Origin of the sequence: Flavobacterium notoginsengisoli, assembly GCF_042686225.1 — a bacterium.
GTDB lineage: Bacteria > Bacteroidota > Bacteroidia > Flavobacteriales > Flavobacteriaceae > Flavobacterium > Flavobacterium notoginsengisoli.
Genome location: NZ_JBHUOT010000001.1, coordinates 1198250 through 1223185, shown reverse-complemented (window position 1 = coordinate 1223185; position 24936 = coordinate 1198250). Strand labels below are relative to the sequence as shown.

Here is a 24936-nt window from a genome sequence, read left to right as displayed (position 1 = left end):
AGGGAAGCTAAAGTCTTAATCGAAATATGAGTCATAAGCTCGGAGGACCGAATAGTTTACTTTTGCTTCCTTTCTCAATCATAAATCTACTTAAAATTTCAAAAAACAAATCTAAAGGAGGAACGAGGGCACAAGCGATAGCGAACTGGCGAAGCAATCACACTAGAAATTCCGCACTGAGAGTCGCCAATCTTTGTAGAGTTTCTTGCGGAGATCCTTCCTTCGTCAAGGATGACAAACCGTGAGGACTATGTGTGAGAAACTAGTTTCTTTCTCTATTCTTTTTTAGAAAAACAAATGACTATGTTTCTATGTGTTTAAAAATAATCCACACCAAAAACTATAAAATTCTAATAATAGCATTGATCAAATTAATCGTGTTGTGCCCCAAAACAGAATAAATCAGATTCCCTGAAAAGCATCTTAAAACACCTACGCTTAAAGACGAAATCAGTGTTAAATATACTATAGTTATAATATCAAACTTTAAATGCAAATCCTGATCTAAAACCATTCCGTGCCCTACTCCAAATAAAACGGTTATAATAACAAACGACCAGCCAAATTCTATTCCGCGATACTTCCATTTTGGGGCAAAAGCTTTATTCAAAAGCCATAAAGAAATCCCTCTAAAAGCAATTTCTTCTGTTAAGCCCGGCATTGTCGCCTGAAAAAGAAAAGTTTCTAAATCGAATGTTCCGCCTTTTGGAAATAAGATCATTTTAAAAACGAAATCAAATAAAGTGAATCCCAGAAAAAACAGCAATCCAAACTTTAATTGTGTTTTTGAGTTGGCTTTCGAGGTAAATCCGATTTTAATTCTCTCTTCTTTGGAAACTGAAAAAATAACAATCAAACCTAAAATTAAGCTCAGGATTTTTCCTGACCAATTGAACTTCAAACCAATAAAATCAAGTGGAAAAACTACTTTTCCATATTGTTGTAAAAATATATCCGCCAGAAAATAAAGAATAAAAAAAGCTACATATTTAAGGTTTGATTTCTCTGTTTTAAAATAGGCCAATAGTAGAAGTGGCGAAATAACTAAGATCCAGATAAACGGTGATAATGGTGACATATTTTTGATTTTAAGGTTTTAATTTGAATCAAAAGTATATCTAGAGTATATTAATTAAAATTGTGATCGGTAGAACATAACATCTGCTCGGTGAAAATGTGATTTTATCCGATAGAAGTTACTTTTTTGTAACGCAATCCCGATAGCTATCGGGAGCAAAGGATTTTCGCAAAGAACACAATGTTTAGTTACTCATTTTATTTTAACGTCCGCAAAGATTCTCAATTTTGTGTATAAATCTTTATAATACAAATTTTTCACGCTTGAAACAAAAATGCTCTAAATCGAAATTTAGAGCTTTTGTTATTTGTAAAATGAATTAAACTAGTCCCATTTATTATTTTTAGAAACAGCATATTTTCCTGCTCCTGTAAAGAATAATCCAATCGAACCTAAAAGATAAAGCATCAAGAGTTCATTAGCATATCCTCCGTGTTCGCTAATCGAGAAAATATCCTGAGCGTGTGCCACAGCAATAGCAACAATACATGTAACAGCAAGAAGAACCGCTGCAATTCTGGTGCGGAAACCTACTAAAATAGCTAATGGCGCTAAAACTTCACCAATATAAACAGCATATCCAAATGCGCCCATATTGTCTACAAGGAAAGAAATTCCGTGAAGTACTTTTGAAATTCCGTGGAAAAGCATTAAACCTCCAACGCTGATTCTTATTAGTAATAATCCAAGGTCTGTGTTTTTTGAAATCATAACAATTTTGTTTTGGGTTTTAAAAAATGAAATACAAATTAGGCTTGTAATTCGGCTAAAATACAAAAATTGTTGTGATTCAAACAATACTATTTAAAATTATTCTAAATAATTAGTTGAATGTAAAAAAATATTTAAAACACATAGAAATATAGATTTTTATATTTCGAAAAGTATAGAGAAAGAAACTAGTTTCTAACACATAGTTCACCCAGTTTGTCATTCCGGAACGAGGAATCGCACAAGAGACTCCGCACAGATAATCGCCAATCTTTGTAGAGTTACTAGTGTGATTCCTCGTTCGGAATGACAAGATTGAGAGTAGTTGTTTTAAGGTTAAATCTATGTTTCTATTTGTTCAAAATTATATCCAAAGATATTTTTCAATAAGCAGAAAACCTTTTAGAATTTAATAGCAATTTTTCCAATCGTTTTTCCTGATTCCAAAAGCTGATGTGCTTTCTTTAGATTTTCGGCTGTAAGTCCGTTGTAGGTTTCTTTTAGAGTTGTTTTCAATATACCATCGTCCAGCAAATCAGCAACAATATTGAGAATATTATGCTGTTCTACCATGTCTTCTGTTTGATGCATAGAGCGGGTGTACATCAATTCCCAGGAAAAAGAAACACTTTTACTTTTCAATTTATTCAAAACTACAGGTTCTGCACTTCCTGTAATCGAAGCGATATGTCCCTGAGGTTTAATTAATTCAACCATGGTATCCCAATAAGCATTGGTGTCTACAAAATCCAGAATAAAATCAACGTTTTCAAAGCCTGCTTCTCTTACCGATGCTACTAAATCTTTATGATCTACCACAAAATCGGCTCCTTGTTGTTTGCACCAATCAATAGTTTCAGGACGTGATGCAGTTGCAATAACATTTAATCCTGCAATTTTCTTCGCCAATTGAATCGCAATCGAACCCACTCCACCAGCGCCTCCAATAATCAGAATTGATTTTCCTTTGTCTTTGTCAGCATCAATTCTGATTCGGTCAAACAAAATTTCCCAAGCCGTTAAAGCGGTTAACGGAATTACAGCCGATTCCTCAATACTTAACGTTTTTGGTTTTCTGCCTACAATTCGTTCATCAATAATCTGATATTCGGCGTTGCTTCCTTGTTTGGTAATATCTCCGGCATAATATACCAAATCGCCAACTTCAAATAAAGTTACTTTTTCGCCAACTGCCTGTACAATCCCGACAGCATCCCAGCCGATAATTTTTGGTATTTCCAAAACAGTATCTTTCGCTGCACTCTGGCGAATTTTAAAATCGACCGGATTTACTGAAATGGCATCGATTTTTACTAATAAATCGTGTGCTCCGGGTATTGGTTTCGCAATTTCAAATTCAATGAAACTGTCTTTTTCTTCTATAGATAACGAGGTTTTAAATCCTATTGCTTTCATTGTTTTAAATTTTTAGTTTAAAATATAGTAACAAAGATAGTTGCTGTCTGGATGTTAATGTTGGTATAAGTTGGGGCAAAATTTGTATATTTTTTTCAAAGATGCTGAGGCACTAAGTTGCTGAGAAACTAAGTTTTTTTGTTTCGCGCACAATTAACCCGTACAGTTTGTCATCCTGAGGTACGAAGGATCACACTAGAAACTCTACAAAGATTGGCGATTCACTATATGGAGCTACTTACGAAGATCCTTCCTTCGTCAGGATGACAAGATTGAGAGTAAAACAGCAATGATGAAGGCTAAGCTTCTATGTGTTTAAATAAAACTTTAAATTTGTTACATCTAAATTTCTTAAAATGAATATCAGAAAAGCCAACAAATCAGATTCCAAATATATTGCACCTATATTATTATTAGCAATGGAAGATATTATTTATAAATTTCTAACTAAAAAAGATTACGCTTCCGCGAAAGACTTTCTGGAATATTTCATCGAAAAAGAAAACAACCAATATTCCTATCAGAATTGTTTTGTAGCCGAGGAAAACAACGAAATCATCGGCACAGTCAATATTTACAATGGATCTGATATTGAAGTTTTGCGTAATCCGATTGTAGAATACGTTAGAGCACATTACAATCCTAAATTTGATCCTGAATTTGAAACACGAGCGGGAGAATTTTACATTGATTCATTAGGGGTAAATCCAAATCATCAGGGAAAAGGAATTGGTTCTAAATTGCTTGTTTTTCTAATTAATGAATATGTCCATCAAAACAAACAAGCTTTAGGTTTATTGGTGGAAGAAGATAATCCGTTGGCGAAAAATCTTTATCTGAAACTCGGATTTAAAATTGTGGGCGAAAAAACTTTGGTTGGCAAAAAACTGGAACATCTTCAAATAAGTCCTGAATTATAAATTACCTTCTTTAAAGTTTTCAATTGCTGTTTATGCATTTTATCGGCTATTTTAAACAATTTGACGATGATTATGTCGTTATTACAAATAACCAACTGATTTTTCTTTAATTTTTTTAAAGGAAATCGGTCTGAATGACAATGAAATAAAAAGTATTAATCAGAATGAAAAACATAACCATATTAGAAGCAGGTTTAATTTTAAGAATAGTTTTAGCGATCACAATGCTTTCAGCCGTAGCTGATCGATTTGGAATCTGGGGAGCGCCTGGCTCAAACGGAGTGGCTTGGGGAAACTGGGAAAACTTTGTGGTTTACACCAATACCTTAAACCCTTATGCAAACAAAAGCACAGCTGAAATTTTAGGAGCCATAGCAACTGTGCTTGAAATTGTACTTAGTCTGTTATTGTTGTTTGGATTTAAAACTAGAATTGCAGCTTTAGGAACTGCTTTTTTATTGTTCTTTTTCGGATTTGCAATGGCCGTTTCAGTTTCTGTAAAAGCACCTTTTGATTATTCAGTTTGGACAAGTGTTGCTGCAGCGCTTTTATTAGCTAATATTGGTAAAACAGCTTTTGCTGTTGATAATAGGATATAAAAGTTATGGGTTAAGAGTTAAACGTTGATGATCAACTTCTAACTCTTAACCCTTAATACTAACTACTAAAAATTAGTCTTTGATAATATCAAATCCCTGGATTCTTCCGCTTTCTTTTAGACGGAAAGTTTCTTTAACCACTTTTGTAACAGGGTTGTATTGATTAACTCCTGAGAAACCATCTGAAGTACTGTTTGATAAGAAATAGATTTCTCCATTGTGGAAAAATGGATTTTGTGTTGTATAGAAATTATCAGGCTGCATGTTCAAACGAGTTGCTTTTTTAGTCGTTGCGTCGATCTCATTCCAGAACCAAACATCATCTCTATATTTGACTCCGTGCTGACCGCCTCCGTAGTAAGAAACTGCTCTTGATGGAATTGTTGTGTAAATTTTGTTGTTGTAAGCAAAAAGTCTGTTGAATTCTGCTGGGAACTGATACGTTTTCATATCAATTGAAAATGTTGTGTCAAAATTAACTTCTCCTTTTTTAATTCTAAGAATTTTTGAAGAATAGTCACTTGGTTGTGTTTTCATATCACCAACTGAAGCAAAATATAAATCTCCTGTAACTTCATCTAAACTCCATAAAACGTGATCAATAAAAACACCTAAATTAGTTGTAGTTCCCATTTTAGTTACGTTTTCAATTTTCTTTGTAGTCAGGTCATAAACAGCAATAGCTACTTCTTTAACCACTGGAGTTACCTGCCAGTTTCCTGCAGCTTTATTTCCTAATAATAAATCTAAGTATAATTTATTTTCTCTTTTAGCGATAATCAACTGCCCAATAGACTCTAAAGGCTGTCCTTCTGAAAGTGAAGAAAAATCAATTTCTCCTGTTCTTTCCATAGTAGTAGGGTTAAAAGTCTGTAATTTCAATCCGCCTCTTACTTTATCCCAATAGTAACCTTCAGTTGCACTTGCCACTAAATAATTTGTTTCGTAAGCATTAGAAAGAGAAGGTAAAAATCCCTGATCTACTACTTTACCAGTTGCATCAAGCCCCATTTTGTTGATTCCTTGTTTTGCATTTGAAACGTCATTTACTTTAAAAAGACTTTTTCCAAATACTCTTCCACCTAAAGAAGAAGTTACTTGTAAAAACGGTAATCCGGAAAGGTTGATTTCTCTTGATTTATTATCTTTTAAGGCATAAACACCACCGCTCCAGTTAGCAGCACCATTGTATATAATCCAAGTTTCATTTTTTGGCAAAGTATCGTCTGTGTTTCCGTTGTCGGGAGTATTATTATCGTCATTGCTGCTGCAAGAAAATAAAAGCATACAAGCAGCGATTCCTGCCAGTACTGAACGAAGTGAGTTGCTTCTTTTCATAGTTGATCTGATTTATTGGTTTTATTTAAAAAAAATTATAAACTAGTTTAAGATGGAAAGATCTTCCTGGTCGCTGCACGTTAAAATTGTCGTACAATCGGACATCTCCAATATTTCTACATTCGACAGAAACGGTTGTTTTTTTATCGGCAAAATGATAATAAACTCCCACATCGTTAGAAAACTGTCCTATTCTTCCGTCTCTCGGAATAATTAATGAAGTCTGGAAATCTTTTACGGAACCAAATAAAGGCGGTTCCTGATTCTTCGGAATATCAACCAAAAAGAATCTGTGCGTGTAATTGGCATTCCAAGTAAAGTTTAAGCTGTCGCCTTTTTCGAATAAGTTTCCGAAGAAAGTATTCGCCCAAAAGTTTCCAAACAAAAACGGAATATTCGGTACTCTGGAATTATTTAAATATTTAAAAGCAGCCTCTTTAATTCCAACTCTTCGAATGTCCTGATACGTTGCATTAAATCCTGTATTCAGCCATTTTGCCGGAGCATAATTAATTTCAAACTCAAAACCTTTTATGTCTGAATTCTCATAATTGATGTATCTGTTGAACGGAATATCAAGTTCCAGAAAAATAATATCCTGTACTTTTCTATAGAATAAATTGGCAGAAAAGGTTAAACTACTATTTTCCTTAATTATAGAATACTGACCGTTTAAATTAAGGTTATGGCTTTTTTCAGGATTAAGATCTAAATTTTCTTTAACCAATCTGGCGTCTCCAAAAATTTCATATTCATCAGGAAGGCGTGTCGCATATTCATATGAAAACTTTAGTAAATAATTATTCTCTTCCCATTTTAATCCTCCTAAATACCCAAACTGACTGTCATCTTTTGAAGACTTCCATGCAAAACCATAATTATCAGTTGTATATCCATCTGTATAATAATGGTAATATTTAGCTGCTACGATGCTTTCTAATTTCTTATCAAGCCATAAAGAACGCCAGGCGAATGCCATATTATCTTTTCGATAAGTTGCAGGAACGGTCAAAACATCAACTCCTTCGATTACAGAAACAGCTCCAAGAGGATCGCTTCCTTTTCTTCGTTGCGAGTAATACAATTGACTGAATTCTAAAAAATTACGATCAGAAAGTTCATACTCTAAGTTCAATCTCGAAGAAACAAAATTGTATTTCATGCGCTGATTATTTCCTGTTCTAATCTCTCCAGGCTGCATGTTCTCAGCAATAATTTCACCCAACCAATTGTAACGAACAGTTGTAGTATCAATAAATTTGGTATTAAAATGACTGTAGTTTGTTAAAAAATTTACTTTAAGCTTATCATCAAAGAATTTCTTTCGGTAATTGATCATTCCTGTATAATTCTGTTCTTTTGAGAAAGCCTGTCCATAAACGCTAACCATTCCTGCATCGTTTTGAATCTGTTTATAGAAATCAGAATAAATTAAAGTCAGACGAAGATCATCTGCCCATGATTTTTCTTTTAATCCCACGAATGCTTCTCCATAATTGGATCTGGTCATATCATGAAAACGTTTTACATTTCTAAATTCTTCATTGGTAGCATTTTGAATCGGAACATTTACTTTATAATTATTGTCAGAATAATTAAAAGAACCATTAAAACCTCCGTAGAAATTGTTTTTATTCTGAAGATAAAGATTAGCTGTTGCTCTATGTGTATTGAAAGAAGCAATTTCATACGATACTTCGGCAAAGTCTTTATTAGAAGTTCTGGTAACAAGATTAACTCCTCCTCCCAAAGCGTCTGAAGCCAGATAAACCGGCATAACCCCTTTGTAAATTTCAACACGATCCAGCATATTTACGGGAATTGTTCCAAGGCTGAAACCGTGTCCGAACAATTCAATTGGAATTCCGTCTTTAAAAATACGAACCGCTTTTCCCTGAAGTCCGCCCAGATTAATCTGCACCTGAGATCCGATATTACCGTTAGTTCTTATTTTTACACCCGAAGCTCTGTTTAAAAAATCGCCGACATCGCCTGCTTTATCATATTGTTTTTTAAAATCGATAACCTGAACCGAAAAAGGAGATTCTTCAATCTGTTTTTTTACGCTTTTGTTCTGTATGGTAACTTCTTTTAAATTAGCCGAATCACTATTGGAAGAATCTAATTGAAATGTAAAATGATTGTCCTGACCACAAATAACAGAAACAGTTTTTCTGGATTTTATACTATCGTTTTTTACAATTTCAATAGTATAATTTCCATCGTTAAGCGAAAGCTCCAGAATTCCTGAACTATTGCTGATTCCCATTGATTTATTATTAACCAAAATGGTTAAACCCGAAGCAGGATTTCCGAGATTATCTTCAATATGAATATAGACCGGGCAGGCATTTGCAGAGAAAAAGCCAACCAGAAACATAAACATAAGGTGTAATTTAAATGTCAAAGCTGTTTTTATTTAAACTTATTATAAATTATATTTGCACTGCAAAAGTATTTGATTACCAATGGATGCATTTATGAAAGTGGAAGTTTTAATTATGAATTTAGAAGTATAAAGGATGGCATTTAAAATTGATTCAAATGACTTTGTGGATTTTCTGGAAACTGATCATAAACCAGAGCTGCAGGTACCTGAAACAGTAATTCAGCATGAAAAAGACATAAAATTTGCTACTCCAAAAGGCAATATTTTATTTCATGAGCATACTATTACTGAGGAATTATCGATTCTTCAGGGAAACTATCAATTACATGATGATGTGGCTATTTCCGGTCACGGAGATTCTTCATTATTAGAAATGCATTTTAATCTTACGAATCAAAAAATTGGGTATATAAATCCTGGTTCTTCAAAAGGTTATGCTTCTCCAATGTCAGGTAATATTACTTTTCTTTCTGCCGAGGATAACCATGCGAAAATTGACTTTAAAAAAGATATTATCTACAATACTTTTGACATTCATCTTCCTTTAAATGTCCTTACCAAATATGAAGGAGAGTCTAACGTAATGGATAGTTTTCTCAATAATATTCAGAAAAACAATAGTAATGCTTTAGCCAAAAATGAAATCAAAATAAGTGCTAAAATATTCAGCGTTATAGAAGACATCAAAAATTGTTTTTACCGCGGTCTGACCAGAAAAATCTATATGGAATCTAAAATTTATGAACTTATTGCTCTAAGTCATCATAATTTAGACATCGAAAAACAATCTCGAAACTTAGCAGGAAATGATGTTGAGAAAATAAAATTTGCCGCGCAGCTAATTCGCGAAAACATTGATAATCCTTTTACTATTGTGGAACTGGCACGAAAAGTTGGTGTAAATCAGACTAAGCTGAAAGAAGGTTTTAAAACTATTTTTGGTGATACTGTTTTTGGTTATTTACAGGAAATCAGAATGAACAAAGCCAGACATTATCTTACTGATACTTCGCTTTCTATTCAGGAAATAAGTCATCTTTCGGGTTATCAGAATGTTTCTAATTTTAGTATTGCTTTTAAAAGGATTTTTGGTTATCCGCCTACTAAATTAAGACTTAGAATTTAGTGCTTAATTTTGTATTGGAACGAAAATTTAACCGCAAAGCACGCAAAAATTTTTACTCAAAATTGCGAATACAAACGCAAAGTTCGCAAAGCTTTGTCAATATACAGCTTTGCGAACTTTGCGTATTTTTTATAACCTCGCATAAAAAAATCTTTGCGCCCTTTGCGGTTAAAAAAACATAAGCATTTTTAAGGCATATTTAAGGTCATGAACAAATTTGTATTCGTAAATTAGCAAATACAAAAACATATCTTAAATGACAATACTTACCTTTACGCTGATTATGATTCTGGGCGCCTTTCTCGCAGGCTTTATCGGTTCATTATCAGGCTTGGGAGGTGGAATTATAATCATTCCCCTTCTTACTATTATTCTTGGAGTCGATATTCATTATGCTATTGGAGCCGCTTTGGTTTCGGTAATCGCAACATCTTCAGGCTCTGCTGCCGCTTATGTAAAAGAAGGAATTACTAATATGAGAATGGGGATTTTTCTCGAAATCGCCACTACGATTGGTGCCGTTTGCGGGGCATTACTTTCTACCATTGCTCCTACTTCTTTTATTGCAGTTTTATTTGGACTAACCTTAATTTTCTCTGCAATTAATTCCCTTCGTAAAAAAGAAGAACATATTGTTTTAGAATCCAGTCCATTGGCTAAAAAACTAAAATTAGAGGGAACTTATCCAACACACGACGGTCAAGTCGTGAGATACGGAACCAAAAACGTGATTGGCGGTTTCAGTATGATGGGAGTTGCCGGAATGATGTCTGGTTTACTTGGAATAGGTTCCGGTGCTTTTAAAGTAATTGCGATGGATAATATTATGAGAGTTCCGTTTAAAGTTTCTACAACAACCAGTAATTTTATGATGGGTGTTACCGCAATGGCAAGTTCTGTAATTTATATTCAAAAAGGATATATCGAACCTGGAATTTGTATGCCGGTTGTAATTGGGGTTTTGTTTGGAGCTATGGCCGGTGCTAAAATATTAGTACGAACAAATCCGAAGAAATTGAGAATCTTTTTTGCCTGCCTGATTTTTGTTTTGGCAGTAAACATGATTTATAACGGACTAAATGGAAAAATCTAATATGGTACAAGAAGAAAAATTTGGAGAAAAAGACTTTCAGACCATCATCGGAAACTTACTTCGTTATGGTGTCTGGATTTCGTTATCAGTCGCTTTTATTGGTGGAATCGTTTATTTAATGAACCACGGAAGCCAGATTGAAGATTATTCTGTTTTTAAAGAAAATGACCGAAATATATTTGAAGTAATCGCTGCAGTTTACAATGGAGCCATTAGCGGAGACGGCTCATCTTTAATCTTTACGGGGATTATTTTACTGTTTTTAACTCCGGTATTAAGAGTTCTATTATCACTTTTTTCATTTTTACTGGAGAAAGATTATTTATATGTTGGGATTACTTTAATTGTAATTGTCATTATCATCATCAGTATCTCATTCGGTTTTTCTCATTAGAAAATTGTAGATTTTAAATTTACATTGATACTGACATTGATATTGATATTGACATTGAAATTTTATAGCATTTATGGAAATAGGAATAGACAGTTTTGCTTCGGCAATGTATGGCGACAACAACACGCTGAGTAGTTTTGATGCCATGGAGCAGTTATTGCAGAGAATTGAATTTGCAGATCAGGCTGGTCTTGATGTTTTCGGAATAGGAGAACATCATAAAAAAGAATTTTTGGATTCTGCAACTGCCGTTATTTTGAGTGCGGCAGCGGCAAGAACAAAAAATATACGTTTAGCAAGTGCTGTCACCGTTTTAAGTGCGGCGGATCCAGTTCGTGTTTATCAAAGCTTTGCCACTTTAGATTTAATTTCGAAAGGAAGAACCGAAATTGTTGTTGGAAGAGGTTCTGCAATTGAAGCTTATCCCCTTTTTGGATATGATTTGAGAGATTATGACGCTCTTTTTAAAGAAAAGCTGGAACTGCTTTTACAAATTAGAGATAATGAGTTTGTGACTTGGGAAGGTAAATTTCGTCCTGCTTTAAACAATTTACCAATTTATCCAAGAGCTTTACAGGAAAAATTACCCATTTGGCTTGGTGTTGGCGGAACTCCGGAATCCTTCATAAGAGCAGGTTCTCTTGGACTTCCGCTAATGGTCGCTGTTATTGGCGGACAAACACATCGTTTTAAACCTCTTGTAGATCTATATAGAGAAGCTGGAAAAGCAGCGGGATATATACCTGAAGAACTTAAAGTTGGATTACATTCACCAGGATACGTTGGAACAACAACGGAAAAAGCAATTGAAGAATACTATCCGGGTTATGCCGAATTATGGACGAAACTAGGATACGAAAGAGGCTGGCCTCCGGTAACCAAAGGTAAATTTGACGGATTAATAGATGATTTAGGAGTCTTAATTGTCGGAAGCCCTGAAAGAGCTGCTGAGAAAATCTTGCGTCACAGTGAAGCCCTTGGAGGAGTAGATCGTTTTACATTTCAAATGGACAATGCTGGACTGACACACAAACAATTGATGAGCGCCATAGAATTAATTGGAACAAAACTAATTCCGTTAATTAAAAAGGGATAGCTTTTTTGCCACTCCCGATAGCTATCGGAATACACAGATTAAAAAGGATTTTTTTTATTTATTTCTATTTTAATAATGTTTGTAATTAAATTTTTCACGCTCCCGATAGCTATCGGGATTAAAATGATTCTAGCAGATTAAGCAGATATTTATTATTTCAACAATTGAATAGCGTCCAGCTTTAGCCGGATGAAAAAAGAGAATAAAATAGAAAAGGCTTTAGCCAAACTTTATTAGTTTGGCTAAAGCCTTTTTCAATCTTTATTGGTCACCTTCAGTTAAAACTGGAGGTAATTCAAAAAACCTCTGAACCTTTGTTCCTTTGTAACTTTGTAACTTTGTAACTTTGTAACTAAAAAAAACTAGAATTTGTAAGTTACGCCAACTCTAAAGTTTCGACCTGCTTCTGCCTGCCAGTAATAAGCTTGCAGCCACTCATAATAAGAACCGCTGTATAGATATTTATCCAAAATATTAAATACGTTTGCCGTAACTTTTACTTTTCCGATTTCGTAAGATAGACCTCCATCTAACTTAAAGTAAGAAGGTAATCTTTGAAGACCTTCTCCCCAAGTATCTGTCTCACGTCCGTCAAGAAAAGTTCCTCCAATAGAAGCACCTAATCCTTTCATTTTACCAGATTGAACAGTGTAATTTAACCAGGCATTTGCTGTATGTTTTGAATATCCAGGAACAACATCACCTACATTAATTCCACTTACATTCGATTCGGTTACAATAGATTCAGTAAAGGCATAATTTGCTATAAGATTAAGTCCGTCAAATATTTTTCCTCTTAAGTCAAATTCAATACCCTGAGCTCTTTTTTCTCCCAAAATCATAGATAATGGTTTTTGAGGAGTACTATTTGGATCTGATGTTATTTCATTTTTCTTTATAATTCTATAAGCTGATAAACTCGTATTCCATGAACCATCAAACCAATCTTTTTTGACACCAAACTCTAAATTATTACCAGTTAGCGGTCTCAACTTACCATTTGTAACAACTGCAGATTGAGGTAAAAAAGCCTGATCATATAATCCATAAACTGCGAAGTCTTTAGTAATAGAATAACTAACACCTGCACGAGGAGTAATATGACTATCTTCTTGAGGATCTTGATAGCTGCTGGTCATTTTAATCCAGGTATATCGTGCTGCAAGTGTTACTCTTAATCTGTTTTGAAAAAATCCAAGCTCATCCTGAATATATCCAGCTGCATATTTTGAACCATAAAGTCCTCCTGCTCTTTGGCTTAAAGGAGTATCATGATCAAATTCCGGGAAACCATTTGATGGAGTTCCATAATTTGGATTGTAAACATTAAACGGATTTGCATAAGTATCTAAATTATGAGATTGTCCCCAATCTGCCATATAATCTTTACTTCCTAAATCTATTCCTCCTAAAACTTTGTGAGAAACAGCACCTGTATTGAATTTTCCGTTCACAAAAATCTGGCCTAAAAACATATTACTATCTGCATCCCAGATACCAACGTTTCTAATAATATCTCCTTTATCAAGAAAAACATCCGGAGTTTTGTCACCATCCGTATCTATTTCAGCTGGTCCAACTAAACTTGGCCATGAACTGTATCCTTGCTGAATGTATTTAAAATAAGAAGTCTGAGCTGTCAATTTCCAGTTATCATCAAACTTGTGCTCAAATTGTAAATAACCACTATGATCCTGAATATTAGTATCAGGCAATCCTGGTTGTGTCATCGTAAAATTACGAGGTAAAGTTGCATATCCGTCAGATTTAGGTCCGAAAACGTAGTAAGAACCTACCTCTGTCATATTTGCATATTGAAAGTTATACTCAAATGTCAATTTTGTTTTGTCATCAAATTGATACGAAATTACCGGTGCAAGTACATAGCGGTCATTATGTTCATATGGACGAAATGAACCTTTCTTTTGTGCAGCTCCGTTAAAACGATATAATAGTTTTCCTTTTTTGTCTAATTTACCATCAAGATCTAAGCTAACTCTGTAGAAATCATAACTCCCTACTATAGCACTCACCTCGCCTTTTGTAATTCCGGTTGGTTTTTTAGTAACCACATTATACAATCCGCTTGGATCACCGCTCGAAAGCATGAAACCTGCCGGTCCTTTTACAAATTCAATATGATCAACAAAACTCATATCCTCAGTTAATGGTCCCCAAAAAGAAGAGACCACGTTAAAACCATTTCTAAAAGCCTGAATTTGAGAACCTCTCATTGTAATATTAGTATACAAATCTCCCCAATGCTCCAGACGTACTGCACCACTCACATTACGAATTACTCCGTCACTCATGCTTGTAATCTGCTGATCTTTTAACGTCTGACCACTCACAATCTGAACGTTTTGAGGGATCTCCAAAACCGGAGTCTGAAGACGTAATGACATTGAAGGTTTGTCTTGTTTGTATTTGTTTTTTGTAATAACTACTTCATTAAGGTCTTCCTGACTTTCAGAAAGTGAAAAGTTTTTTGTTGTTGTTTTTTGTGAAGTAACAATAATTTTATCTTCCATTGTTTGAATACCAACACCACTAATCACAATTGTATAAGTACCTGGTTTTACTCTCGTAATTTCATATTGTCCGGAAACCGTTGTAACATCTGAATATTTTGTTCCTTTTAAAGCAACAGCAATATTTTCTGCGGGCTTATTACCAATCAAAGTAACTTTTCCTGCCACTTTTCCAAACTCTTGTGCCATCATATTTAGTGAAGTCAAAAGCAATGCAAAAAAATACACTTTTTTATTAAAAACTATTTTCATTTTGGTTTGATTAAAATTAAAGCCCAAAAGTATATTCAAATCTTAACTTATCCAAATTATTTTTAATCATTCTAAATAAATATAACATTTTATAATTAATTTACAAGAAAACAATACCATTTGGACTATTTCTGAAGTGATTTCTTGATAATATTAATTTACATTAAGTCTTAATACCGAATTCTATTTTTATCTTTATGTATTAAAAAAACAAAAACAGATTTAACTTTTAAACTCCTTATATGAAACCTGATACAATAAGAAAAGTAGCGATTGTAGGCTATAATAGAATTCCGTTTGCACGTGCCAATACAGCCTATGCAAACGTTGGAAACCAACAAATGATGACAGCTGCCCTAAATGGGCTTATTGATAAATATAATCTAACAGGAAAATTATTAGGTGAAGTTGCTGGCGGTGCTGTTATAAAACATACCTATGACAACAACTTAATTAGAGAATGTGTGATGAAAACTACTCTCGATCCTGCTACTCCTGCCTGTGACTTACAACAAGCATGCGACACTGGAATCGAAAGTGCCATTTACATTGCCAATAAAATTGCTCTCGGACAAATTGAATCCGGAATTGCGGGTGGAGTCGATTCTATAAGTGATATGCCGATTGCCGTTAGTGAAAAACTTAGAAAAATTTTATTAGAAGCCAGACAGGCAAAATCGTTAGGTGGTAAAATTAAAACCTTTTTAAAACTTCGTCCAAAAGATTTAAGCCCTCTTGTTCCTAAAAATGAAGAATCCCAGACAGGACTTTCAATGGGAGGTCATACAGAAATTACTGCAAAATATTATAAAATATCCAGAGAAGAACAGGATCAATTTGCTTTAAAAAGTCATTTGAATATGGCAAAAGCATATGATGAAGGCTTTTTTAATGATATGATTACTCCTTTTAACGGATTGGAAAAAGACAACAATCTAAGAAAAGACAGTACAATTGAAAAATTAGCTAAACTAAATCCTGCTTTTGACAAGACAAATGGAACTTTAACAGCAGGAAACTCTACTCCTCTTACAGATGGTGCTTCTTGTATTCTTTTAGCTAGTGAAGAGTGGGCAAAAGAACAAGGACTTCCCATTTTGGCTTATATTACATTTGCTGAAATCGCAGCGATAGAATATGTTAAAAATCAGCAGAATCTTTTACTGGCTCCTTTGTTTGCTGTTTCCAGAATGTTGGAAAAAGCCGGATTAGATCTCCAGGATTTTGATTATTATGAAATTCACGAAGCTTTTGCTGCACAGGTTTTAGCTACTTTAAAAATCTGGGAAAGCCCGGAACTTAGTGCATCGATTGGTTTAAAGAAATCTTTAGGCGCTATTGACAGGGAAAAACTCAACGTAAAAGGAAGCAGTTTAGCAGCTGCGCATCCTTTTGCTGCCACCGGAGGAAGAATTATCGGTGTAATGGCAAAACTGCTTAACCAAAAAGGTTCCGGAAAAGGTTTAATATCTATTTGTGCTGCTGGTGGCCAGGGAGTAACTATGATAATTGAGAAATAATCTTAAGTTGTTTTATTCCTAAACTATTTTCTTTTATAAAAAATATACTGAATCTGCTAAATCTGCGAGCTAAAAAATTACTCCCGCAGATTTAGCAGATTTTTTTTTAAACAATATCTAATCTTAAAATGTAGAATCTCCCGAACAGGACACATCAGGTCTTTAATAAATGTTATTATAGCCTTGAAAGAATGGAGAACTTTACATCAAAAGAAAGTAAAGGCAAATAAAAATTCTGTCTTTATATATACTAAAAGTTTATTTTTTTATTTCTATAAATTCATACAAAAACGATTAGATATCAATATTTTATATTAAATTTAGATTTCTTTTAAAGCTTTTGTATGAATTCATTTTAAAACACTAAAAATGATGGAATCAAAAATACCCGAAGGACCACTTTCAGAAAAATGGAATACATATAAAGCGAAAGCCAAACTTGTAAATCCTGCCAATCGAAAAAAGCTTAATATTATTGTTGTAGGTACCGGACTTGCAGGCGCATCCTGCGCTGCTTCACTTGCAGAACAAGGCTACAATATTCAATCATTTTGTTTTCAGGATTCTCCAAGACGAGCGCACTCAGTCGCTGCACAAGGTGGTGTAAATGCTGCCAAAAACTACAAAAATGATGGAGACAGCACATTCAGGATGTTTTACGATACGATCAAAGGTGGAGATTTCAGATCTCGCGAAGCCAATGTTTATCGCTTAGCAGAATGTTCTTCACATCTCATTGATCATGCTGTAGCTCAAGGCGTTCCATTTGCAAGAGAATATGCAGGTTATCTAAACAACAGATCTTTTGGAGGTGTTCAGGTTTCGAGAACTTTTTATGCCAGAGGACAAACCGGACAGCAGCTTTTACTAGGTGCTTACCAAGCTTTAGAGCGTCAAAATGCATTAGGAAAAGTAGCATTGCACACCCGTCACGAAATGCTGGAGTTGGTTGTTATTGAGGGCAAAGCCAAAGGTATAATCGCGCGAAATCTCGAAACAGGAAAACTAGAACGTCATGTGGCTGACGCTGTTGTACTGGCTTCCGGTGGTTACGGAAAAGTATATTATTTATCTACTCTTGCAATGGGCTGTAATAGTTCTGCGGTATGGAGAGCACATAAAAAAGGCGCTTTTATGGCTGGTGTAAGCTGGATTCAGTTTCATCCTACTTCATTGCCGCAACATGGTGAAAATCAGTCTAAATTGACTTTAATGTCAGAATCGCTTCGAAATGACGGGCGCATCTGGGTTCCGAAAACAGCGAATGATGCTAGAAACGCCAATGCAATTCCCGAAGAAGAACGAGATTATTATCTGGAACGCCGTTATCCGTCTTTTGGAAATCTCGCACCAAGAGATATTTCCTCACGTGCCGCTAAAGAAAGAATTGATGCCGGACACGGAGTTGGGCCAATGAAAAATGCCATTTATTTAGATTTTTCAGATGCCATAAAAGCGCAGGGAAAAGATAAAATTGAAGCCAAATACAGCAATCTTTTTACCATGTACGAAAAGATTACCGGAATAAATGCGTACAAAGAACCCATGCTTATTTCACCATCAGCACATTTTACAATGGGTGGACTTTGGGTTGATTATGAATTAATGACTACAATTCCGGGTTTATTTGCTTTAGGCGAAGCCAATTTTGCAGATCATGGTGCCAATCGTTTAGGTGCCAATTCATTGCTTCAGGCTTGTGTTGATGGCTATTTTATAGCACCTTATACCATTCCGAATTATTTATCAGGAGAATTAAATGCTCCAAAATTCGATATCTCGCATCCTGCTTTTGAAGAAGCCGAAAATGCTGTGAGAAGGCAGTTAGATCGTTTTTTACATACCAACGGAACGCTTTCTGCTGATTACTTTCATAAAAAAATTGGTCGTCTTCTTTATGAAAAATGCGGTCTTTCCAGAAGTAGAAAAAAGCTCGAAGAGGCCATAATTGAAATTAGAGAATTGAAAGCTTCATTCGAAAAAGACCTGAGAATTACAGGTGATAATACCATTAACAGCGAACTCGAAAAAGCAGGTCGAATTGCTGATTACATAGAATTAGCCGAATTAATGTGTTACGATGCCTTACAGCGCGAAGAATCCTGCGGTGCTCATTTTAGGGAAGAATACCAAACGGCAGACGGAGAAGCCGTTCGAAACGATGAAGATTTCTGCTATGTTTCGGCCTGGGAATGGAAAGGAGAAAATAAAGAACCTGAATTACACAAAGAACCTTTAGTCTTTGAAGTTGTACAGCTTGCCGTTAGAAGTTATAAATAAATTATTAATTCAATTCATGATTCATGATTCATAATAACAATTACCTATGAAACTTTATCTCAAAATATGGCGACAATTTAATTCTACATCAAAAGGAGAAATGACAGATTATGAAATTAATGAAGTTACAGAACATATGTCTTTTCTTGAGATGTTGGATCTTTTAAATGAAAATCTAATTCAGCAAGGCGAACGAGTTATAGAATTTGATCATGACTGCCGGGAAGGAATCTGCGGACAATGTGGTGTTATGATTAACGGAAGGGCTCACGGACCTTTAAGAAACACAACGACCTGCCAGCTTCATATGAGAAGTTTTAAAGATGGAGACACCATTTATATTGAACCCTTTCGCGCTAAAGCTTTTCCCGTTTTACGTGATTTAAAAATAGACAGAAAAGCTTTTGATTCGATTATTGCATCCGGAGGTTTTATCGGAGCTTCGACCGGACAAGCGCCTGAAGCCAATAGCATTCCGATTTCATATGAAACCGCAGAAGAAGCCTTTGACGCCGCAGCCTGCATTGGATGCGGAGCCTGTGTAGCATCCTGTAAAAATGCCAGCGCAGCTTTGTTTGTAGGAGCCAAAATAACACATTTAGCCATACTACCGCAAGGAAAAGTAGAAGCACCGAAACGTGCTATTAACATGGTCAAACAAATGGATCTTCAGGGTTTTGGAAACTGCTCAGATACAAGAGCCTGTGAAATTGAATGTCCGCAGGGAATTTCTGTACTTTCGATTGCTAAAATGAATTTAGAATATATGAAAGCTTTGGCTTTTAGGAAGTAATTATTTGTCATTTCGACGAAGGAGAAATCACAATCGTATTTACACAAAGAGAATCGCCAATCTTTGTAGAGTTTCTAGTGTGATTTCTCCTTCGTCGAAATGACAAAAAATGAGAATAAACTTTGTGCCTTAGCGCCTTCGTGGCAAACTAAAAAACTAAACCGTAAAATAAGGTGTCAGGATATCTTCAAAATTATATAACCCTTTTTCTTTCTCTTTTATATTTTCGGCTACAAAAATAACCCCGTTTCCAAATGCTTCTCTTGAGATCGATTCGTGTATAATTCGAACGGTTTGAAAAGGAAAACCAAAAATTACTTCATGTTTTCCAACAATACCTCCTGCTCTAACCGAATTGATATTTTCTTTATCAACATCTAAAGCTTCTGCAATTTTTATCGCTGTTCCGGAAGTTCCTTCTTTAGCTTTAAAGTGTTCTTCATTTACTTCAATGTCAACCCAAGGCGCAATTTTCTTTAGAAATTTAGCAGCAAATAATAAATAGTTAACCCCTAATGTAATGTTAGGCGACCAAAAAACAGTTGTTTTCTGTCCGAGTTTTTTTAAGAACTGCAGTTCTTTGTCTTTATAATGTGAAATTGCTGATATAATTTTAATATTATTTTTTGCTGCCGCTTCACCATAAGTGTAAATTCCTTCGCCAGAAGAGAAATCAATTATCACATCTACAGGATGTTTTTCTAATAATTCATCAATAGAAGTTTTGGAACTGGAATAGATTAAGCCGGGTTCGTCTGACTGCACTCCAAAAAATTCCGGCACCGATCTGTGTTCTAAAACGGTACTTTGTCTTAAAACCCATTCTAAGCAGAATTTCTTATTTTCTAATAATATTGAAGCTACTGATTTTCCAGTTTTTCCGAATCCGATTAATCCTATTTTCATAAGCATTTGTTTTTAAAGTGAGCGAATTTTGCTCGTTAGAAAATTGATATCTAAGTGGTAAATATCATTTGAAATTTTAATTCATGACAGCAGTTTTCAAACTGTCATTCTAGTAAAAATAGGAAAATCATAACAGAATTGCGAATTAAAACTCTCTTTTATAACAAAAAAGTCAATTCTTAGTACGATTTTTTCTATTAAAGCATAAATATTATCGAAAAACTGCACTTCTAAAATCTAATTCATTTTGTTAGAATTTAGCCTCAAATTTGTAATAATTCTTTTTTAACTTTTTGGTTGAAAACACTGTTAAAAAAAAGAATTACATAACATACAAGTAAATATATTTTCAGTAGATTTATCACCTGATAGCCCCCAAAAATATCAATAAGTAATGACCTACAACAACAATGAACTGCTTCGTTTTTTAGATGCGCAGAATAAATTGTATCTGACTGCTCTGGACGAAATTAAAAATGGTAAAAAGGAATCTCCCTGGATGTGGTTTGTATTTCCTCAGATCAAAGGAATGGGTTCCAGCGATACTTCCAAATTTTATGAAATCAAGAATGCAGACGAAGCAATTGCTTTTCTTGAACATCCAATTTTAGGAAAACATCTGGTTGAAATCACTTCCGAATTAATTAAAAAAGAAGAAACGGTCGACGAAATATTTGTAAATGATGATATTGAAAACCTAAAATCTTCGATGACTTTATTTGCCAGCGTTCAGAACGGTGAACCTATTTTTCAGGAAGTTTTGCACAAATATTTCGATGGATCTTCTGATTTTCACACGCTGCAATTATTGTACAGTAACCTGTAAAACGGGCATGAAATAAGGATTCACAAATAATCTTTTCAAAAAAATAAAGTTGGGTTTACAGTATTTCAAAATGAGATTTCTATCTTTGCAACACTGTTGCGTTTTTAATACCACTAAAAAACCAGCTGTTTATTTGGAATGAAAAAGAGGATTCTAATTGTAAATTTCTTGATGTCTCTTATAGTATTGTCTGCAATGCTATTTCAGACTATTCATTCCTACGAACATGTTTTTAAACAGCTTTCAGAAAAACACTGCGAGCATCATACAAGTGCCAATCAAAAAGAAATAACTCACAGTCATGATGTAGATGAGAAATGTCACATTTGTCATTTTGCATTCAACACTTACATTCCAAACACATTTGAGGCTGTAATCTTTCAGAAAATAGAAATTGAAACCAAATCTATATTTGCTTTCACACAAACTGTTTCTGCATTCTTCAAAGGCAGTTTATTTGCATTAAGGGCACCTCCTGCTTTATTCTAGTTTACTTTTTTTATAACATTTACTATATTCTCTTCATTCTATTCTATAGAAAGGGAAAGTAATTTATTTACGCTTTCGCGAATATATCGAAGTAAACCTCCATTCAAATCTCAAATTCTTTTGATGCAGTTTAAAAATGCGTCAAGAAACTTTTTTATTTAAAACTAAATCCAAATACAAAAATATGCTGACAGCTGAAAATCTCACCAAAAAATATGGTGATTATACTGCTTTAAATGCCCTAAATTTAACTATCAAAGAAGGCGAAATATTTGCTCTTTTAGGACAAAATGGTGCCGGAAAAACCACTACAATCAATCTATTTCTAGGTTTTATAGAACCTTCAGAAGGAACTTTAACCATCAATAATATTCCCGTTACTTTAAACGCAAAAACCACCAAAGAATTTGTGGCTTACATTCCGGAAACTGTAATGCTTTACCCAAATTTAACAGGTTTAGAAAACCTTAAATTTTTCTCCTCACTTGCCGGCTTCAAATATTCTAAAGGAGAACTGACTTATTTCCTGAACAAAGCGGGTTTGCAAGTTAAAGCGCACGATCAAAATTTAGGTGGATATTCTAAAGGAATGCGTCAAAAAGTGGGAATTGCCATTGCTATTGCTAAAAAAGCAAAAGTGCTTTTGTTAGACGAACCCACAAGCGGTTTAGATCCAAAAGCTTCCAACGAATTTTCTCAGATTTTAAAAGAACTTTCGGCAGACGGAACGGCAATTTTAATGGCAACTCACGATATTTTCAGAGCGCGTGAAGTGGCTTCGCATATCGGAATTATGAAACAGGGAAATCTTGTAACAGTAATCGAAGCAGATAAAATTTCGGCCAACGAACTGGAAGATTTGTATTTACAAACAGTTTAAAATCAAATGAAACATACACTTTCTTTACTGTTCATAGTAAGTACAATTTCTGTTGTAAAAGCACAAAACGACGGAAAAGTCAGGGATAGCATTTCTAAAGATTCTTTGGAATCTAAACGAAATGAATTACAGACTGTTGAAATTATTGGCCGCTCAACGCGAAAGTACAACAGCGATTACTCTTTTTCGGCAACCAAAACCGCTGCTTTAAACAAAGATATTCCGCAGTCTATTTCCAGCATTACCAAAGAATTAATTGCCGATAAAGGAGCTATTTACCTCGCAGATGTTGTAAAAATGGCAAGTGGTGTAATTCCGGCGAGTTATTACAATCAATATACCATTCGAGGCATCAGCCAGAACGAAGAAGGCCAGATTATCAACGGAATGCGAACCAGACAATATTATTTTCTACAGCCCTTAACGAGTAATATTGAACGTGTTGAAGTAATCAAAGGCCCATCTAGTGCCACATTTTCATCTGTCGATCCGGGCGGAAGCATCAATATGGTGACCAAAAAACCTTTGGCTGTTGACCGAAAAGAAATCAGTCTTTCTGTTGGAAGTTTCAGTACTTTACGTGGAACTTTAGACTTTACTGGTCCTTTAAATGATTCTAAAACACTTTTATATCGTGTAAACGGAGCGTATCAGCAAGCAAAATCGTATCGTGATTTGGTAAACAATAAATCATTCCTAATTTCTCCGTCTTTCAGTTATATTCCAAATGAAAAAACGGCCATTAATACGGAACTGATTTTAAGCGACATGAATGGAGTTTTAGACCGCGGACAACCCATTTTTGGTGCCGTCGCAGGCAAAACCGATTTAAACAAAACGCCAATCAGTTTAAATTTAGGAGCTTCGGGCGATTTTTTCAAGTCAAAAGAAATGATTTTGATGACCAATTTTGCACATAAATTTTCTTCAAAAGTGGGTTTCAATGCTTCGTACATGAAACAAACATGGACAGAAAATCTTCAGGAACACCGCACTAACAATGCTTTTGCCGTAGACATGAACAATCAGCCTGTTACAAGTCTTGCTATGATGCAATACGTACAGCGCCAGCAATATTGGGATATTGATAATTTGAGTGCCTACTTTAATTTTGATTTCAAAACAGGAAAACTCAATCATAAACTATTAACAGGATATGATTTAAGCAGCTGGAATAAAAACAAAGGCGGCGGACAAAATGCAGCAAGAGGTTATTTATTAAAAGACGGAACGGTTGCCAATACTTTTGTTCCTGCCAACGCTTCCAATTATCAAACTGTAACTGTAAATGGTGTTGTTTTACCAAAACCAAATGTCAATTTCTTTGATTTAAACAATCCGTCGTATGCTTTACGAAATACTCAGGATTATGTTTTAAATGTTCGTACGGCGCTTCCATCGGCATTGACAACTACAAATGCTATTTATATTCAGGATCAGATTCAGTGGGAGAAATTTACTTTTTTATTGGGACTGCGAAATGAATGGTTTGAAGACATTACGAATTACGAAACCAATAATGAGTTAACGGTTAAAAAATCGGCTTTGCTTCCTAGAATTGGAATTACGTATGCCGTAAACGATGCCATTAATGTTTACACTACTTATCTTGAAGGTTATCAGCCTCAATCTAATACAGTCACTTTAATGCCTCAAACAGGAAGTTTACCCGCAGGAAGTCTTTTTAAACCTTTGGAAAGTGATTTGAAAGAGTTTGGTATGAAAGCAGTTTTCTTCAATAACAAAGTAAGTTTTAACGCGGCCGTTTACGAAATCAATCAGCGTAATATTTTAATGAATGCCAATGATCCTGTCAACCCTGATTTGTTAGTAACCAGAGGTTCTGAAAGAAGCCGTGGTTTCGAATGCGATCTAGTAGGATACATTACTCCAGATTGGCAGATTAATGCTTCGTACAGTTATATTGATGCTAAAATTACAAACGATGCTAATCCTGCATTAATTGGTCAGAGAAAACAGAATACGCCAAAAAACAGCGCGAACCTATGGACACGCTACAATTTTGCTTCTGATTCTGCTTTTGACGATTTCGGAATTGGATTGGGAATGCAGTACCAAAGCAGTAAAGTGCCTTGGTTCTCCAGAGATTTTACGCTTCCCGATTTTACCATTTTTGACGCTGCTATTTATTACAAACCTAACGGAGGTAATATGCAGATTGCTTTAAACGCCGGAAATCTTCTAAATAAAACCTACTGGCTGGGCGCACAAAATTATTTGAGATTGTTTCCGGGAAGTCCGCGAAACGTAAATCTCACTGTAACTTATAGATTTTAAT

General features: G+C 34.7%; 20 protein-coding genes. 13 read left to right on the top strand and 7 right to left on the bottom strand.

Features of this window, described 5'->3' with window-relative positions; genetic code table 11:
• Positions 1-340: 340 nt before the first annotated feature.
• The 3 genes from ACFS3A_RS05175 to ACFS3A_RS05165 form a co-directional block, all read right to left on the bottom strand.
• Positions 341-1078, bottom strand: a complete 738-nt coding sequence (locus tag ACFS3A_RS05175; protein ID WP_379824346.1) for a CPBP family glutamic-type intramembrane protease — start codon at positions 1076-1078, stop codon at positions 341-343.
• Positions 1079-1402: 324 nt separating this feature from the next.
• The gene (locus ACFS3A_RS05170) at positions 1403-1789 is read right to left on the bottom strand and encodes a DoxX family protein (protein WP_379824345.1); all 387 of its coding nucleotides are present in this window, start codon (positions 1787-1789) and stop codon (positions 1403-1405) included.
• Between the two features lie 402 nt (positions 1790-2191).
• Positions 2192-3205, bottom strand: coding sequence for a zinc-binding alcohol dehydrogenase family protein (locus ACFS3A_RS05165; protein WP_379824344.1), 1014 nt, complete (start codon positions 3203-3205; stop codon positions 2192-2194).
• Positions 3206-3561: 356 nt separating this feature from the next.
• Here ACFS3A_RS05165 and ACFS3A_RS05160 point away from each other — a divergent pair, with 356 nt between their 5' ends.
• Together ACFS3A_RS05160 and ACFS3A_RS05155 are read left to right on the top strand one after the other, a co-directional pair.
• Entirely contained in the window at positions 3562-4125 is a 564-nt protein-coding gene (locus ACFS3A_RS05160) for a GNAT family N-acetyltransferase (protein ID WP_379824343.1), read from the top strand.
• A gap of 164 nt (positions 4126-4289) precedes the next feature.
• Positions 4290-4724 carry a DoxX family membrane protein gene (locus ACFS3A_RS05155; protein ID WP_379824342.1) on the top strand — a complete coding sequence of 145 codons (435 nt, stop codon included), beginning with the start codon at positions 4290-4292 and terminating at the stop codon, positions 4722-4724.
• Positions 4725-4796: 72 nt separating this feature from the next.
• Here ACFS3A_RS05155 and ACFS3A_RS05150 read toward each other — a convergent pair whose 3' ends face one another.
• Positions 4797-6062 (bottom strand): hypothetical protein, encoded by a 1266-nt coding sequence (locus tag ACFS3A_RS05150; protein ID WP_379824340.1) that lies wholly within the window; start codon positions 6060-6062, stop codon positions 4797-4799.
• 25 nt (positions 6063-6087) lie between these two features.
• Entirely contained in the window at positions 6088-8448 is a 2361-nt protein-coding gene (locus ACFS3A_RS05145) for a TonB-dependent receptor plug domain-containing protein (RefSeq protein WP_379824339.1), read from the bottom strand.
• A 136-nt stretch (positions 8449-8584) separates the two neighbouring features.
• Between ACFS3A_RS05145 and ACFS3A_RS05140 the strand changes: the two genes are divergently transcribed.
• From ACFS3A_RS05140 to ACFS3A_RS05125, 4 genes are all read left to right on the top strand, one after another.
• Positions 8585-9577: a helix-turn-helix domain-containing protein gene (locus ACFS3A_RS05140; protein ID WP_379824337.1), complete on the top strand. Its 993-nt coding sequence runs from the start codon at positions 8585-8587 to the stop codon at positions 9575-9577.
• A 256-nt stretch (positions 9578-9833) separates the two neighbouring features.
• On the top strand, positions 9834-10670 hold the full coding sequence (locus ACFS3A_RS05135; RefSeq protein WP_379824335.1) for a sulfite exporter TauE/SafE family protein: 837 nt from the start codon (positions 9834-9836) through the stop codon (positions 10668-10670).
• A complete protein-coding gene (locus tag ACFS3A_RS05130; RefSeq protein ID WP_379824333.1) occupies positions 10657-11064 on the top strand; it encodes a DUF1634 domain-containing protein in 408 nt (135 codons plus the stop codon). Before ACFS3A_RS05135 ends, ACFS3A_RS05130 begins: the two co-directional genes overlap by 14 nt.
• A 73-nt stretch (positions 11065-11137) precedes the next feature.
• Complete coding sequence (locus ACFS3A_RS05125; RefSeq protein ID WP_379824332.1) at positions 11138-12160, top strand: LLM class flavin-dependent oxidoreductase; 1023 nt, start codon at positions 11138-11140, stop codon at positions 12158-12160.
• A 362-nt stretch (positions 12161-12522) separates the two neighbouring features.
• On the opposite strand, the gene ACFS3A_RS05120 is transcribed toward ACFS3A_RS05125, so the two are convergent.
• Positions 12523-14943, bottom strand: a complete 2421-nt coding sequence (locus tag ACFS3A_RS05120; RefSeq protein ID WP_379824329.1) for a TonB-dependent siderophore receptor — start codon at positions 14941-14943, stop codon at positions 12523-12525.
• 242 nt (positions 14944-15185) lie between these two features.
• Between ACFS3A_RS05120 and ACFS3A_RS05115 the strand changes: the two genes are divergently transcribed.
• From ACFS3A_RS05115 to ACFS3A_RS05105, 3 genes are all read left to right on the top strand, one after another.
• Positions 15186-16463, top strand: a complete 1278-nt coding sequence (locus tag ACFS3A_RS05115) for an acetyl-CoA C-acetyltransferase (RefSeq protein ID WP_379824327.1) — start codon at positions 15186-15188, stop codon at positions 16461-16463.
• 369 nt (positions 16464-16832) lie between these two features.
• On the top strand, positions 16833-18743 hold the full coding sequence (locus ACFS3A_RS05110; protein ID WP_379824325.1) for a fumarate reductase/succinate dehydrogenase flavoprotein subunit: 1911 nt from the start codon (positions 16833-16835) through the stop codon (positions 18741-18743).
• Positions 18744-18789: 46 nt separating this feature from the next.
• On the top strand, positions 18790-19536 hold the full coding sequence (locus tag ACFS3A_RS05105; protein WP_379824324.1) for a succinate dehydrogenase/fumarate reductase iron-sulfur subunit: 747 nt from the start codon (positions 18790-18792) through the stop codon (positions 19534-19536).
• Positions 19537-19692: 156 nt separating this feature from the next.
• On the opposite strand, the gene ACFS3A_RS05100 is transcribed toward ACFS3A_RS05105, so the two are convergent.
• The gene (locus ACFS3A_RS05100; RefSeq protein ID WP_379824323.1) at positions 19693-20442 is read right to left on the bottom strand and encodes a 4-hydroxy-tetrahydrodipicolinate reductase; all 750 of its coding nucleotides are present in this window, start codon (positions 20440-20442) and stop codon (positions 19693-19695) included.
• 394 nt (positions 20443-20836) lie between these two features.
• Between ACFS3A_RS05100 and ACFS3A_RS05095 the strand changes: the two genes are divergently transcribed.
• The 4 genes from ACFS3A_RS05095 to ACFS3A_RS05080 all read left to right on the top strand — a co-directional run bounded on the left by ACFS3A_RS05095 (position 20837) and on the right by ACFS3A_RS05080 (position 24935).
• Positions 20837-21268 carry a DUF1810 domain-containing protein gene (locus ACFS3A_RS05095; RefSeq protein ID WP_379824322.1) on the top strand — a complete coding sequence of 144 codons (432 nt, stop codon included), beginning with the start codon at positions 20837-20839 and terminating at the stop codon, positions 21266-21268.
• Positions 21269-21439: 171 nt separating this feature from the next.
• Positions 21440-21757: a hypothetical protein gene (locus ACFS3A_RS05090; protein ID WP_379824320.1), complete on the top strand. Its 318-nt coding sequence runs from the start codon at positions 21440-21442 to the stop codon at positions 21755-21757.
• 184 nt (positions 21758-21941) lie between these two features.
• Positions 21942-22637 (top strand): ABC transporter ATP-binding protein, encoded by a 696-nt coding sequence (locus ACFS3A_RS05085; RefSeq protein WP_109192983.1) that lies wholly within the window; start codon positions 21942-21944, stop codon positions 22635-22637.
• Between the two features lie 6 nt (positions 22638-22643).
• Positions 22644-24935 carry a TonB-dependent siderophore receptor gene (locus ACFS3A_RS05080; RefSeq protein WP_379824319.1) on the top strand — a complete coding sequence of 764 codons (2292 nt, stop codon included), beginning with the start codon at positions 22644-22646 and terminating at the stop codon, positions 24933-24935.
• The last annotated feature ends 1 nt before the right edge of the window (position 24936 follow it).